General features: G+C 64.6%; 12 protein-coding genes. 9 read left to right on the top strand and 3 right to left on the bottom strand.

Annotation, left to right across the window (positions count from 1 at the left end):
- The first annotated feature begins 182 nt into the window (after positions 1-182).
- The 7 genes from LB545_RS15970 (at position 183) to LB545_RS15940 (ending at position 7,442) form a co-directional block, all read left to right on the top strand.
- Positions 183-1,460, top strand: a complete 1,278-nt coding sequence (locus LB545_RS15970; protein ID WP_224705447.1) for a lytic murein transglycosylase — start codon at positions 183-185, stop codon at positions 1,458-1,460.
- A gap of 253 nt (positions 1,461-1,713) precedes the next feature.
- Positions 1,714-3,357, top strand: a complete 1,644-nt coding sequence (locus LB545_RS15965) for an ABC transporter substrate-binding protein (RefSeq protein WP_140496855.1) — start codon at positions 1,714-1,716, stop codon at positions 3,355-3,357.
- A 9-nt stretch (positions 3,358-3,366) separates the two neighbouring features.
- Positions 3,367-4,434, top strand: a complete 1,068-nt coding sequence (locus tag LB545_RS15960; protein ID WP_224705445.1) for an ABC transporter permease — start codon at positions 3,367-3,369, stop codon at positions 4,432-4,434.
- Between the two features lie 139 nt (positions 4,435-4,573).
- Positions 4,574-5,500 (top strand): nickel transporter permease, encoded by a 927-nt coding sequence (gene nikC / locus LB545_RS15955; protein ID WP_140559687.1) that lies wholly within the window; start codon positions 4,574-4,576, stop codon positions 5,498-5,500.
- Entirely contained in the window at positions 5,497-6,342 is an 846-nt protein-coding gene (locus LB545_RS15950) for an ABC transporter ATP-binding protein (protein WP_140523825.1), read from the top strand. Before nikC ends, LB545_RS15950 begins: the two co-directional genes overlap by 4 nt.
- On the top strand, positions 6,339-7,088 hold the full coding sequence (locus tag LB545_RS15945) for an ABC transporter ATP-binding protein (RefSeq protein ID WP_140523828.1): 750 nt from the start codon (positions 6,339-6,341) through the stop codon (positions 7,086-7,088). Before LB545_RS15950 ends, LB545_RS15945 begins: the two co-directional genes overlap by 4 nt.
- Before the next feature lie 39 nt (positions 7,089-7,127).
- Positions 7,128-7,442: a hypothetical protein gene (locus LB545_RS15940; protein WP_224705442.1), complete on the top strand. Its 315-nt coding sequence runs from the start codon at positions 7,128-7,130 to the stop codon at positions 7,440-7,442.
- Positions 7,443-7,454: 12 nt separating this feature from the next.
- On the opposite strand, the gene LB545_RS15935 is transcribed toward LB545_RS15940, so the two are convergent.
- The 3 genes from LB545_RS15935 to LB545_RS15925 are packed head-to-tail and all read right to left on the bottom strand — an operon-like array spanning position 7,455 to position 12,609.
- Positions 7,455-10,553, bottom strand: a complete 3,099-nt coding sequence (locus tag LB545_RS15935; protein WP_224705440.1) for an efflux RND transporter permease subunit — start codon at positions 10,551-10,553, stop codon at positions 7,455-7,457.
- Positions 10,550-11,629, bottom strand: coding sequence for an efflux RND transporter periplasmic adaptor subunit (locus LB545_RS15930; RefSeq protein ID WP_224705438.1), 1,080 nt, complete (start codon positions 11,627-11,629; stop codon positions 10,550-10,552). Before LB545_RS15930 ends, LB545_RS15935 begins: the two co-directional genes overlap by 4 nt.
- Positions 11,626-12,609, bottom strand: a complete 984-nt coding sequence (locus LB545_RS15925) for an efflux RND transporter periplasmic adaptor subunit (RefSeq protein WP_224705436.1) — start codon at positions 12,607-12,609, stop codon at positions 11,626-11,628. Before LB545_RS15925 ends, LB545_RS15930 begins: the two co-directional genes overlap by 4 nt.
- On the opposite strand from LB545_RS15925, the gene LB545_RS15920 reads away from it, so the two are divergent.
- Together LB545_RS15920 and LB545_RS15915 are read left to right on the top strand one after the other, a co-directional pair.
- Entirely contained in the window at positions 12,608-12,826 is a 219-nt protein-coding gene (locus tag LB545_RS15920) for a hypothetical protein (RefSeq protein WP_224618226.1), read from the top strand. The two genes, LB545_RS15925 and LB545_RS15920, sit on opposite strands and share 2 nt — an antisense overlap.
- Positions 12,827-13,231: 405 nt before the next feature.
- Positions 13,232-14,509: a 4-aminobutyrate--2-oxoglutarate transaminase gene (locus LB545_RS15915; protein WP_140523842.1), complete on the top strand. Its 1,278-nt coding sequence runs from the start codon at positions 13,232-13,234 to the stop codon at positions 14,507-14,509.
- Positions 14,510-14,592: the final 83 nt, after the last annotated feature.

The raw sequence follows: 14,592 nt of genomic DNA, 5'->3' as shown, positions 1-14,592 counted from the left end.
GGATGCTTGTCACGATGATCCCGCATCCTCAAAAGTTGGCGTTCCGTGGCGCCCCCCTCTGTCCTGCCGGACATCTCCCCCTCAAGGGGGGAGATTGGCAATTTCGCAGCCGGCATCTCCTTTTCAACGGCGGTGTTTGGCGAAGGCAGAGACAACAGTCGATCTCCCCCCTTGAGGGGGAGATGGCCGGCAGGCCAGAGGGGGGCGCCAAGGAACGCGGCCTCCGCAAGTTCTGCTTTGCGTTTTTCCTGGCGATACTGGCTGCACTGTTCCTCTCCACCCCCGCCTCGGCCGCCAAAGTCGACAACCAGTTCCGCGCCTGGCTCCGGAGCGATCTGTGGCCTGACGCCAAGGCCAAGCGCATTTCCAAGCAGACCTTCGATGCCGCTTTCGACGGCGTCAAACCCAATCTCAAGCTGCCCGATCTTGTCATGCCCGGCGAGAAGCCGAAGACGCCGCAGAAGCAGCATCAGGCCGAGTTCGGCTCGCCCGGCGCCTATTTCGCCGAGAAGACCATCCGCGCGGTCACATCGGGCGGGCGGACGCGCGAGGCGGCCAACGCCAGGACACTCGCCGCGATCGAAAAGCGCTATGGCGTGCCGGGCGAGGTCCTTTTGGCGATCTGGGGCCGCGAAACAGGGTTCGGCGCGGCGAAGATGCCTTACGACGCCTTCGAGGTGCTCGGCACCAAGGCGTTCATGTCGACGAGGAAGGACTTCTTCCGCACCGAGCTGCTGGCGGCGCTCGAGATCGTCCAGCGCGGATTGGCCCCGGTGGATGCGATGAAATCGTCCTGGGCCGGCGCGCTCGGCCAGCCGCAATTCATGCCGACGTCGTTCCTCAAGCATGCCGTCGATTTCGATGGCGACGGGCGCGTCGACATCTGGAGCTCGACGCCTGACGTGCTCGCCTCCATCGCCAACTATCTCGTCCATTATGGCTGGGTGAGGGGACGTGGCTGGGGATTCGAAGTGACCGTTCCCGAGAGCGTCTCCTGTTCGCTCGAAGGCCCCGACCAGGGCAAGACAATCTCGCAATGGGCCGCAATGGGCATCAAGCGTGTCGGCGGCAAGGCATTCCCGGCGAGCGAGCTGAAGGCCGAGGGCTTCCTGCTGATGCCGGCCGGCCGCAGCGGCCCGGGCTTCATCGCCACGCCCAATTTCTACGTGCTGAAGCAATACAACACCAGCGACCTCTATGCCCTGTTCATAGGCCATGGCGCCGATCGCATCGCCCATGGCGATGCCAATTTTTCCGGCAACTGGGGCGCGGTCGGTGACCTCCACCGCTCCGATATCGCCGCCCTGCAGCGGGCGCTGGAGGCCAAGGGCTACGATGTCGGCAGTGCCGACGGACTGCCCGGCTTCAAGACCCGCCGCTCGATCGGCGCCTGGCAGGAAAAGAACGGCAAGCCCGCCACCTGCTTCCCCGATGCCGGCCTGGTCGCTGCTCTGAAGTAACTCCCACGTCAGGGTTTTTTCTCGAATGCGGGCCTCTGTTGGCCTTCGCATGCTCCCGCTCGCCCGCCTGCCACTATGATCCAGTGAGCCGACGCATAAATGCTCGTTGCCCGCCGCGAGGCCGCCGGATATGCTGTTGACCAACTGGACAAAAACCACGACGGTAAGTGGTCAAAGGGGGCCCTTGTCGGCCTGGAAAAACACCGCAACCCTGAGCCGGGAACTCAGGTCAACAAAACAGGGAACAATCACCATGATGATGGAAAAGCTTGCTCTACGATCCCGCATTCTGCTTGCGGGTGCCGCAATGTCGGCGCTGCTTCTGGCGGGAGCGCCGGCTGGCGCGGTCACGCCAGCCGACACGCTGGTCGAAGGCTTTGCCATCGATGACATCATCTCCATGGATCCGGGCGAGGCATTCGAGCTGTCGACCGCCGAGGTCACCGGCAACACCTATGACCTGCTGGTCCGGCTCGACCTCAGCGACACCTCCAAGGTCAAGGGCGACCTCGCCGAAAGCTGGACCGTCTCGGACGATGGCCTGACCTACACGTTCAAGCTCAAGCCCGGCCTGAAATTCGCCTCGGGCAACCCGATCACCGCGGCCGACGTCGCTTATTCGTTCGAACGCGCCGTCAAGCTGGACAAGAGCCCGGCCTTCATCATCGACCAGTTCGGGATCAGCGGCGACAATGTCGCCGAAAAAGCCAAGGCGGTCGATGACACCACCTTCCAGTTCATCGTCGACAAGGCCTATGCGCCGAGCTTCGTGTTGAACTGCCTGTCGGCCACCGTCGCCTCGGTCGTCGACGCCAAGCTGGTCAAGGAACATGTCGCGGCGGTCACGCCGAGCGCCGACTACAAATGGGACAATGATTTCGGCAATGCCTGGCTGAAGACCGGCTATGCCGGCTCGGGCGTCTACAAGCTGCGTGAGTGGCGCGCCAACGAGGCCGTCGTGCTCGAACGGAACGACAATTACTACGGCGAAAAGGCAAAGCTTGCCCGCGTCATCTACCGCAACATGAAGGAAAGCTCGGCACAGCGCCTGGCGCTTGAGGCCGGCGACATCGACGTCGCCCGCAATCTCGAGCCGAACGACCTCGACGCCATTGCCAAGAACGCCGACCTCACCACAACCAGTGCGCCGAAGGGAACTGTCTACTACATCAGCCTCAACCAGAAGAACCAGAACCTCGCCAAGCCCGAAGTCCGCCAGGCCTTCAAATATCTGGTCGACTATGACGCGCTGAGCTCGACCATCCTCAAGGGCATCGGTGAAATCCACCAGACTTTCCTGCCCAAGGGCGTGCTCGGAGAACTGGACAAGAACCCGTTCAAGCTCGACGTCGCCAAGGCCAAGGAACTGCTGGCCAAGGCAGGCCTGCCCGACGGCTTCAGCGTGACCATGGATGTGCGCACCGGCCAGCCGACAACCGGCATGGCGGAATCGATCCAGCAGACGCTCGGCCAGGCCGGTATCAAGCTGGAGATCATTCCCGGCGACGGCAAGCAGACGTTGACCAAGTACCGCGCCCGCAACCACGACATCTATATCGGTCAGTGGGGCCAGGACTATTTCGATCCGAACTCCAATGCCCAGACCTTTGCCTCGAACCCGGACAATTCGGATGAGGGCAAGTCCAAGACGCTGGCCTGGCGCAACGCCTGGGATATTCCGGACCTGACCAAGCAAACCGAAGCCGCTTTGCTGGAGAAGGATTCGGGCAAGCGCGCCGACATGTACAAGGATCTGCAGCAGAAGATCCTCGATACCAGTCCCTTCGTCATCATCCATCAGCAGCTGGAAGTCGCCGGGTTGCGCAAGAACCTCAAGGGTTTCGCGCTCGGCCCGAGCTTCGACACCAATTTCGTTGGGCCGGTTTCCAAGGAATAGCGCCGGCGGATGAGCGTAGCTGAAAATCAGGCGGCGGCAGGGCGCGGCAGCGCCCGTGCCGTCGCCATTTTCTCATCGATCGGCCGCTTCCTGGTGATCGCGATCACGACCTATCTCGGTCTGCTCGCGGTGACCTTTTTCATTGGCCGCGTCATCCCCATCGACCCGGTGTTGGCCGTGCTCGGCGACCGGGCGCCGGCCAATGTCGTGGAACGCACGCGCCGCGAGATGGGCCTCGACCTGCCGCTGGTCGAGCAGTTCTATATTTATGTCAAAAATGCCCTCAATGGTGATTTCGGCACCTCGGTGCTGACCACCAATCCGGTCATGACCGACGTCCGCCGCGCCCTTCCGGCAACGACGGAACTGGCGACGTTGGGGACACTGATCGGCGCGCTGTTCGGCGTGCCGCTGGGTGTGCTGGCTGCCGTCAGGCGCGGCAGCCTCATCGACCAGGTCGTCCGCGTCATCGGCCTGATCGGCTATTCCGTGCCGATCTTCTGGCTTGGCCTGCTCGGGCTCGTCCTGTTCTACGCCAAGCTGCAATGGGTGGCTTTCCCGGCGCGGCTCGACGTCGTCTACGAATACACCTTCACGCCGATCACTGGCTTCTACCTTCTCGATTCGGCGATGCAGGGGCAGTGGGATGTCTTCTGGGACGCGTTCCGCCACATCATCCTGCCGGCCTCGCTGCTCGGCTATTTCTCGCTCGCCTATATCAGCCGCATGACGCGCTCCTTCATGCTCAACGAACTCACCCAGGAATACATCGTTGCCGCGCGCGCCAAGGGCCTATCGGAAACCCGCATCATCTGGGCTCATGCATTGCGCAATGCCGCCGTGCCGATGGTGACCGTGATCGCGCTCTCCTATGCCGGGCTGCTGGAAGGTTCGGTGTTGACCGAGACGGTCTTCTCCTGGCCTGGCATCGGCCTCTACATCACCAATTCGCTGCAGAATGCCGACATGAACGCGGTGCTCGGCGGCACCATCGTCATCGGCTCGGTGTTCATAGCCATCAATCTTCTGTCCGACCTGCTTTACCGCGTGCTCGACCCGAGGACCAAGGTAAGATGAGCAGAGGAATCCCACTTTCAGGCTCGGCTGCGGCCCACCCCGGCCCTTCGGGCCACCTTTCCTCTCCCCCGTCGAACGAGGAAGAGATGGTCTGCGAAGCAGACCGGAGTGGGGGTCGACAGCGCCAAGAGGCATCGTCATGACCGCCTCCGACGCCGCCCCCCTCTCCCGCCGCGACTGGCTGCTCAGCGAGCGGCCGGCCTCGCGCATACAGGCGAGGCTCGGCCGCGCCTATGTCGCGTGGCGGCGTTTTTCCGCCAATCGGCTGGCCTTTCTCGGCCTGCTCATCATCATCGCACTGCTGGTCATTGCCGCCCTTGCAGGGGTACTGGCGCCTTATTCGCCGACTTTCGGCGATCTGAAGAATGCGCGCCTGCTGGCGCCAAGCGCCGAGCACTGGTTCGGCACCGACGATCTCGGCCGCGATATCCTCTCGCGCATTCTCTACGGCTCGCGCTGGACGCTCTATGTCGTTATCCTGGTCGCCATCATCGCCGCCCCCATCGGCCTCGTGGTCGGCACCGTCGCCGGCTATGCCGGCGGCTGGACCGATGCCATACTGATGCGCATCACCGACATCTTCCTCGCTTTCCCCAAGCTGATCCTGGCGCTGGCCTTTGTCGCGGCCCTCGGCCCCGGCATCGAGAACGCGGTGCTCGCCATCGCCATCACCTCCTGGCCGCCCTATGCCCGCATCGCGCGTGCCGAAACGCTGACCGTGCGCAATTCCGATTACATCAAGGCGGTGGAACTGATGGGGGCCTCGCCCTTCCGCATCGTGCTGCGCCACATCATGCCGCTCTGCATCTCCTCGCTGATCATCCGCGTGACGCTCGACATGGCCGGCATCATCCTCACCGCCGCCGGCCTCGGCTTCCTCGGGCTCGGCGCGCAGCCGCCGCTGCCCGAATGGGGCACGATGATCGCTTCGGGCCGCCGTTTCGTGCTCGACCAATGGTGGGTGGCCGGCGCGCCTGGCTTCGCCATCCTGATCGTCAGCCTCGGCTTCAACCTGCTTGGCGACGGCCTGCGCGACGCGCTCGACCCCCGGAGCGGCGACCAATGAACGCTGACAGCAAGACGCTGCTCGAAGTCGACGATCTGCGCGTCACCTTCCCGACGCGCACCGGGCTGATCGAGGCCGTGCGCGGCGTCTCTTTCTCGCTCGGCCGCGAAAGGCTGGGCATTGTCGGCGAGAGCGGCTCGGGCAAGTCGCAGACCGGCCGTGCCATCATGGGGCTGACGCCGCCACAGGCGCGGATATCAGCCAATAAATTGGCCTTCGACGGCATCGACCTGCTCGGCGTCTCGGCGCGCGAGCGCCGCGCGCTGCGGGGCAATCGCATCGCCATGATCCTGCAGGATCCGAAATATTCGCTCGACCCGGTGATGAGCATCGGCCGCCAGATCGTCGAGACGCTGCGCACGCATGAGAAGGTCTCCAAGGCCGAGGCGCGGGAGCGCGCGCTGGCCATGCTGGAAGCCGTGCAGATCCGCGACCCCCGGCGTGTCTTCGACCTGCATCCGCACGAGGTCTCCGGCGGCATGGGCCAGCGCGCCATGATCGCCATGATGCTGATCGCCGGGCCGGAAATGATGATCGCAGACGAGCCGACCTCGGCGCTCGACGTCACCGTGCAACTCGACGTGCTCGGCATTCTCGACCGGCTGGTCGGCGAGCGCGGCATGGGGCTGATCTTCATCTCGCACGATCTGCGCCTGGTCTCGTCCTTTTGCGACCGCGTCATCGTCATGTATGCCGGCAAGGTGGTGGAGCAGCTCAAGGCCTCCGAACTCGGTCGCGCCCAGCATCCCTACACGCGCGGCCTGCTCAACTGCATGCCCAAGATCGGCGCCGATCGTCACCCGTTGCCGGTGCTCGACCGTAAGCCGGAGTGGGCGGCATGACATCAGCAATCGCCGTCGACGGGCTGGAGGTCATCTTCGACCGCTTTCGCGCACTGAAGGGTGTCAGCCTGGACGTGCAGCCGGGCGAATCCTTCGGCCTAGTCGGTGAATCCGGCTCCGGCAAATCGACGCTGCTCAGGGCGATCGCCGGCCTTGCGCCGGTCGCTTCGGGCAGCATCGTGGTCAACGGCAAGAAGCTCGGCGCGCGCCGCGACAAGGCCTTTTACCGCGAAGTGCAGATGGTGTTCCAGGATCCGTACGGTTCGCTGCACCCGCGCCAGACCATCGACCGCCTGCTGCAGGAGCCGCTCGCCATCCATGGTTTTGGCGACGGGGAAAAGCGCATCCAGCGGGCGCTCGACGAGGTCGGTCTCGGCAACGGCTTCCGCTTCCGCTACTCGCATCAATTGTCGGGCGGCCAGCGCCAGCGCGTGGCGATCGCGCGCGCGCTCATCCTCGAACCGTCGGTCCTGCTGCTCGACGAGCCGACCTCGGCGCTCGATGCCTCCGTGCAGGCCGAGGTGCTCAACCTGCTCGAGGAGGTCCGCCGGCGGCGCAAGCTCACCTTCCTGATGGTCAGCCACGACCTCGCCATCATCACCCATATGTGCGAGCGCCTGATGGTGATGCAAAGCGGCGAGGCGGTGGAGAATTTGACGGCGGATGACCTGGTCGAACGCCGCGTGACGAAGGATTACACGCGCAATCTCTTGCGGGCCAGCGACGGGTTTGTGAGAGCTATTTGAATTCGCTTGTCTTGCGAACCGATCGTCTTAGGGGACGTCATGAAGGAATGGCAGTTTGCAGATCCTCCTAACGTCGGGGTGCTTTTGGACAGGGGCATAGTAACCCGGGGCGACTGGATCGCATATGTCTCGCATGACGATGACGACGGCAGTTGGCAATTCCACAACAGCGAAACCGGACCTGTTGAAGAAGGCGACATAATGATCGTGAGCCTGCAAAGCGTTTTGCAGCGGGATGAAAGCATCCAAATCTTGGCCGACTTGCCGGAAGGCTGGCATGCCTGGCGCAGCTCAAAATCGTCACCTTGGCAGCGGGCAAAATCGCGTCCCACACCCACCAACGACAACGAATGACTCGGCAATGTCTCAGGTCTGAGCTTGCACCGGTTCGCCGGTCTCCAGAGCGGGCGGCTCATCCCGACGCTTCGGCTCCTTGATCCTGAACCACGTCACATAAAGCGCCGGCAGGAACAGCAGCGTGATCGCAGTACCCGCGATGATGCCACCCATCATCGCGTAGGCCATCGGTCCCCAGAACACTTCGCGCGCAATCGGGATCAGCGCCAGGCTGGCGGCGGCGGCCGTCAGGGCGATCGGCCGCATGCGGTGTTCCGTCGCTTCGATGACGGCGGCCCAGCGGTCCTTGCCCTCCGCGACAAGGTCCTCGATCTGCACGATCAGGATGACCGAGTTGCGGATCAGGATGCCGATCAGGGCGAGCACGCCGAGGATGGCGACGAAGCCGAGCGGTGCGCCGCTCGGCACCAGGGCCGCCACCACGCCGATCAGCCCGAGCGGCGCCACCGCCACCACCAGGAACAGGCGCTGGAAGCTCTGCAGTTGGACCATCAGGATGGTTGCCATCACGAACAGCATCAGCGGCACGACGGCCGCGATCGGCCCCTGGCTCTTGGCGCTTTCCTCGACGGAGCCGGCGGTCTCGACGGAATAGCCCGGCGGCAGCTTGGCGATGAAGGCATCGACCGATGGCTTCAATTCGTTGACCACTGTTGCCGGCAGAACGTCGCCGACCAGGCCGGCGCGCACGGTGATAGTCGGGATGCGGTCGCGCCGCCACACCGTCGGCTGTTCGAGCTCGTATCGGAAATTGGCCACCGCCGCGAGCGGGATGGCCTCGCCGGTGCTCGTCGGCAGCTGCATGTTCTGCAAAGTCTCGATCGAGCCGCGTTCGGCCTCGCGCGAGCGCGCCACGACGTTGATCAGGTAGGTGGCGTCGCGCACCTGCGTGATGGTGGCGCCGCCGACGGTGCTGTTGAGCGCGCTCGCAATGTCGGAGGAGGTGATGCCGAGCTGGCGTGCCTTGTCCTGCAGCACGTCGACCCTGAGCACGCGCTGCGGCTCGTTCCAGTCGAAGGTCGGCGCGGCGAGCTTGGGATTGGCCGAGATGACGCCGGCGAATTGCTGCGCCAGCGCGCGCACCGTCTGGATGTCGGGCCCGCCGACGCGGTACTGCACGGGGCGGCCGACAGGCGGTCCGAGTTCGAGCAGCTTCACGAAGGCGTCGGTGCCGACGAATTCCTCGCGCAGCAGCTTTTCCAGCGCCGGCTTCACCCGGTTGCGAGCCTCGATGCTTTTGGTGACGATCACCGTCTGGCCGAAATAGGGATTGGCCGGTTGCACGTCATAGGCGAGCACGAAGCGCACCGCGCCCTGGCCGATATAGGACGAGAAATGGTCGATGTCGGGATTGCCGACCAGCGCCCGCTGCTCGAACCGCTCCATCTGCTCGCGCGTGTCGGCGATCGAGGAATTCTGCGGCAGGTTCCAGTCGACGATCAGCTCCGGCCGGTCCGATGGCGGGAAGAACTGCTGCTGCACCAGGCCGAAGCCGGCGATCGAGGCGGCAAACAACAGCACCGTGGCGATGATGGTCAGCCAGTGATGGCGCACCGAGCCGACAAGGGCACGCCGGAACAGCGAGGTGAAGCGGCCCGGCTGGTCGTGATGCTTCGTCTTCATCGCCGCCGGCAGGATGGTGACGCCGAGCAGCGGCGCGAACAGCACCGCCACGATCCACGACACCAGCAGCGACACGGCGATGACCACGAACAGGGTGAAGGTGTATTCGCCGGCGGCGCTGTTGTTGAGGCCGATCGGAATGAAGCCCGCGACGGTCACCAGCGTGCCGGTCAGCATCGGAAAGGCGGTCGATGTGTAGACATAGGTCGCCGCCTTGCGCAGGCTATCACCGACCTCCAGCCGCGCCACCATCATCTCGACCGCGATCATCGCGTCGTCGACCAGAAGCCCGAGCGCGATGATCAGCGCACCGAGCGAGATGCGCTGCAGCGAGATGCCGAGATAGGACATGACCGTAAAGGTGATGGCCAGCACCAGCGGGATCGACAGCGCCACGACGAAGCCGGCGCGCATGCCGAGACTGATGAAGGACACGGCCAGCACGATGGCCACCGCCTCGAACAAGGCGCGCGTGAAGCCCGAGACCGCTTCCTCGACGATGACCGGCTGGTCGGCGACCAGATGCACGCCGACGCCGACCGGCAGGTCTGCCAGCACCTTGTTCATCGCCTCATGCAGCGCCTCGCCGAATTTGAGCAGATTGGCGTTGGGCTTCATGCCGATGGCGAGCCCGATCGCGTCCTGGCCGTTGAAGCGGAACAGTGCCGTTGGCGGATCGACATAGCCGCGCGTGATCGTCGCCACGTCGCTCAGCCGGAAGAAGCGGTCGTTGACGCGAAGATTGATCGCGCGAAGGCTCTCTTCGGAGGTGAACTGGCCGCCGACCCGCACGCTGATGCGTTCCGGGCCGGACTGGATGACGCCCGACGGCGTGATCGCGTTCTGCGCCTGCAGGCTTGCCACGATCGCCTGCTGGTTTAGGCCGAGGGCCGCGATCTGGCGGGTCGAGAATTCAAGGTAGATCGCCTCGTCCTGGGCACCGACCAGGTCCACCTTGCCGGCATTCGGCACGGTCAGGATTTTTGTCCTGACATCTTCGACATAGTCGCGCAGCTGGCGCGGCGTCAGCCCGTCCGACGTAAAGGCATAGATGTTGCCGTAGACGTCGCCGAAACGGTCGTTGAAGAACGGTCCCTGGACGCCTTGCGGGAACTGCGCCTTGATATCGTTGACCATGTTGCGCACCTGAATCCAGTTCGGCACGACGTCGCGCGCCTTGGTGGTGTCCTTCAGGTTGACGAAGATGACGGTCTGGCCGGCTGTGGTGACGGATTTGGTGTAGTCGAGGCTGTCGAGTTCCTCGAGCTTCTTCTCGATGCGGTCGGTCACCTGCTGCACCGTCTCCTTGACCGAAGCGCCGGGCCAATTGGCCTGGATGATCATGGTCTTGATGGTGAAGGCGGGGTCTTCCTCGCGGCCGAGGTTGAGGTAGGAGAAGATGCCGGCCGCAACGAAGACCAGCATGAAATACCAGACCATCGAGCGGTGGTTGAGCGCCCAGTCGGAGAGGTTGAAGCCCTTCATGAGGCCCTTCCCGCGGGCAGTTTGACCTTCTGGCCTTCGGTCAGGCTGTGGACGCCGGCGGTGACGACGCGCATTCCCGCTTCCAGTCCCTGAGCCACCGTGAAGGTTCCGCCGTTCCTGGAGGCAACCTTGATCTCGCGCGTGCTCACGCTCGATGTCTGCGCATCGACGACCCACACCCTGTCGGAGCCGTTCCTCTGGAAGAGCGCCGACAGCGGCAGTTCGATCGTCGGCTCCACCGTGGTCATGCGCGTTGCCGTCACGGTCGAGCCGAGCCGGAAGGCCTGCGGCGGATCGGTGAGCGTCAGCCGCACGCGCCGCGTGCGCGTCGAGCCCTCGGCCTGCGGCGCGATCTCGCGCAGCTTGGCCTCGGTCCGGATCGTCGGCAGCGATTGCAGGATGACCTGGAACGGCGTGCCGGCCGTGAGATCGCCGGTTAACTGGTCGGGAATATCGACCACCGCTTCGCGCGGGTCCGAGCGCGCCACGGTGACGACCGTCTGGCCGGGGGAGACCGTCTGGCCGACCTCGGCGCCGACAGCGGTGACGACGCCGTCGAAATCCGAGAACAGCCTGGCATAGCCGAGCTGCTCCTGCGATTTGGCCAGCGAGGCCCTGGCCCGCTCGACACTGGCCTCGGCCGCCTTCCTCGCCTGCTGCGCGGCATCGAACACGGCTTGCGTGGTGTTGGCGCTGGCAAGCAATTGGCGTTGGCGCTCCTCGCTGGCGGCGGCGTTGGCAAACTGTGCCTCGGCATTGGAGAGCTCGGCCTTGGCCGCCTGGACCGACAGCTCCAATGCGGTCGGGTCCAGTGCCGCGATCGTCGTGCCCTTGCTGACGATGTCGCCGACATTGACGTCGCGGGACACGACCCGGCCGAGCAGGCGAAAGGCGAGATCGGCGCTGACCTGCGGCTCGACCGATCCGGCGAAGCCGAAGACCTCCGTGGTGCGCGGCTCGACCACCACCGACAGCACCGGCCGGATGATCTCCGGCGGCTTCTCCTCCGACTTCGAGCAGGCGGCGAGCGCGCCAAGCGCGATCACGCCAAGCAGGAGGCGCGGCAGCCGGCTCATCGGCCCGCTCCCGATATCTCGATTTTCTGACCCGCACTGAGCAGCTGTCCGCCCGCGGTGACGACGCTTTGGCCCTCCTCCAATCCCCTGGCGATGACGACGGTGCCGGAATTGAAAGCCAGCACCTCGACCGGTGCCATCGTCACCGTACCGGTCGAGGGATCGACGATCCAGACCGCCGGCTTGCCGGCGCTGGACGTCAATGCCTGCCAGGGCAGCAGGATCGCCTTGGCCGGTTTGGCGCCGACCGAGCCGATGACGGCCGCGCCCAGCGGCATGCCGGCGGGCGTATCGGCAATGCCGACCTTGACCCGGATCGAGCCCGACGCCGGATCGACCGCCGGGGAGATTTCGCGCACCTTGCCCGTTGCCCTGATCTGCGGGTCGGACAGGAGCGTGATCGTCACCGCCGGCGAGGTCGGCGTTCTGGCGACCAACGTCTCCTGGACGTTGAACACCGCGTCGCGGTCGCCGTCCTCGGCGACGGTGAAGACGGTCTGCGCAGCCTGCACCACCTGGCCGGTTTCGACTTGGCGGGCGGTGATGACGCCCGCGGCGCCAGCCTTGAGTTCGGTGAAGGACAGGTTCTGCTTGGCATTGGCGAGCGCGCTCTGCGCCGCGTCGAGGCTGCCTTGCGCCACCTTCAATGCCTGGTCGGCGGCGTCATAGTCGCGCCTGGTGGTGTAACCCTGGGCAAGCAGCGTCTTTTGCCGCTCGAAGGCGGCGGCGGACTGGGTCAACTGCGCTTGCGCCGCGTCGAGATCGGCCTGCGCCGAGCGCAAATCGGATTCCTGCTCCTGCGGGTCGATGCGGGCAAGCACCGCGCCCTTGTCGACATGCTGGCCGACATCGGCAAGCCGTTCGGCGACGCGGCCGCCGACCCGGAACGACAGATTGTTCAGCGTGCGCGCCGCGATCACCCCGGTCAGCGCGGTTCTCGGCGCATAGTCGGCCATCGCCACGGTCTCGGTGCGCACCATGATCGGCAGCTTTTTTTCCGCCGCTTCCTGTTTCTGGCAGCCGGCCAAAAGCAGGACGGCCGTGCAAGTGAAAAGCGCTACGCCGATGGAAAAAGTCGAAAAATTGGAAGGTTTGACCGATGGCGGCGAGACGGACGATGTCGCGTTCCTGCTCATGGGCTCCCTCAGCCGCAGGCCGCTCGCCGATCGCGATGCCTCGCGGATCCCGGCACGATAGTCGATCTCCCGAAAAAGGAAACCGGACTCGTACCCGTGTCAGGCATCCGACTCGGGTTTGCAAAGGCCTGACGACGGCCGGTCCCGGCCGGGCAGCTTTTCGTGATAGGAATTTTTTCCTTGACGAGGTGAAGGCAACTATGATAGATATTTGGATATGGTGCTGAGTTGCGCCAGGGACCCGCCGCACAGGCGGGTTTTTCCGTTCAATGATCCTCAACAGCGCGCCGCGAAGGCTCCGAACCCGTTAACGCAGTCCGTTGCCCTGGTACGGATATCGCCGGCTGGTCAGGCGCGATACCTCAGGCCCAATCGCCTGCCGGCGGTGCCGACTTGAGGAAAGCATGAAATAAGCCCAGAAGACATCTGATCAAGCAGAACGGGCGCCGGCCCTATGAGGGACATCATGAAGAACTCAGCCATTTCCGAACGCAAGAGCCAGTCGATCTCGCGCGGTGTCGGTATGACCACGCAGATTTACGCCGACCGGGCCGAGAACTCGGAGATCTGGGATGTCGAGGGCCGCCGCTACATCGATTTCTCCTCCGGCATCGCCGTCGTCAACACCGGCCATCGCCACCCCAAGGTCATCGAGGCGGTCAAGGCGCAGCTCGACCGCTTCACCCACACCTGCCACCAGGTGGTGCCCTATGAGAGCTATGTACGGCTGGCCGAGCGGCTGAACGGCATGCTTCCGGGCAAGTTCGAGAAGAAGACGATCTTCGTCACCACCGGCGCCGAGGCGGTCGAGAACGTCATCAAGATCGCCCGCAATGCCACCGGCCGCCAGGCCGTCATCGCCTTTGCCGGCGGCTTCCATGGCCGCACCTTCATGGGCATGGCGCTGACCGGCAAGGTCGTGCCCTACAAGGTCGGCTTCGGCGCCATGCCGGCCGACGTTTTCCACGCTCCTTTCCCGGTGCCGCTGCACGGCGTGTCGGTGGCCGATTCGCTTGCAGCGCTCGATCGCCTGTTCAAGGCCGACGTCGATCCGGCCAGGGTCGCGGCCATCATCGTCGAGCCGGTGCAGGGCGAGGGCGGTTTCTACGAGGCGCCGCGCGATTTCATGACCGCGCTGCGCAAGATCTGCGATCAGCACGGCATCCTGCTCATTGCCGACGAGGTGCAGACCGGCTTTGCCCGCACCGGCAAGATGTTTGCCATGGAGCACCATGAGGTGACCGCCGACATCACCACCATGGCCAAGGGCCTGGCCGGCGGCTTTCCGCTGGCGGCGGTCACCGGCCGCGCCGAGATCATGGATGCGCCTGGCCCCGGCGGGCTGGGCGGAACTTATGGCGGCAGCCCGATCGGCGTTGCCGCCGCGCACGCGGTGCTTGACGTGATCGAGGAAGAGAAACTGTGCGACCGCGCCAACTCGCTCGGCGCCAGGCTGAAGCAGCGTCTGGGCTCGATCCGCGACGACGTCCCCGAAATCGTCGACATCCGTGGCCCCGGTTTCATGAACGCGGTCGAGTTCAACGACGTCAGGAAGGGCTTGCCATCGGCGGAGATGGCCAATGCGGTCAGGCTGAAGGCGCTCGACAAGGGGCTGATCCTGCTCACCTGCGGCGTTCACGGCAACGTCATCCGCTTCCTGGCGCCGCTCACCATCCAGGACGGCATCATGAACGAGGCGCTCGACATTCTGGAAAGCTCGATCCGCGAGGTTCGCGCTGCCTGAAAGGGCGGCGCCCATTTCTCCTGACGGCTTACACCGGACCCGGTGAACGTGCCGTCAGGAGCTCGGATTCTGTAACCAGGCTG

The sequence above is a fragment of the Mesorhizobium sp. BR1-1-6 genome (assembly GCF_020165355.1).
In the GTDB taxonomy this organism is placed as follows: Bacteria; Pseudomonadota; Alphaproteobacteria; order Rhizobiales; family Rhizobiaceae; genus Mesorhizobium.
The sequence above is the reverse complement of the archived record's forward strand: the minus strand, read 5'-3'. Positions and strand labels throughout refer to the sequence as shown.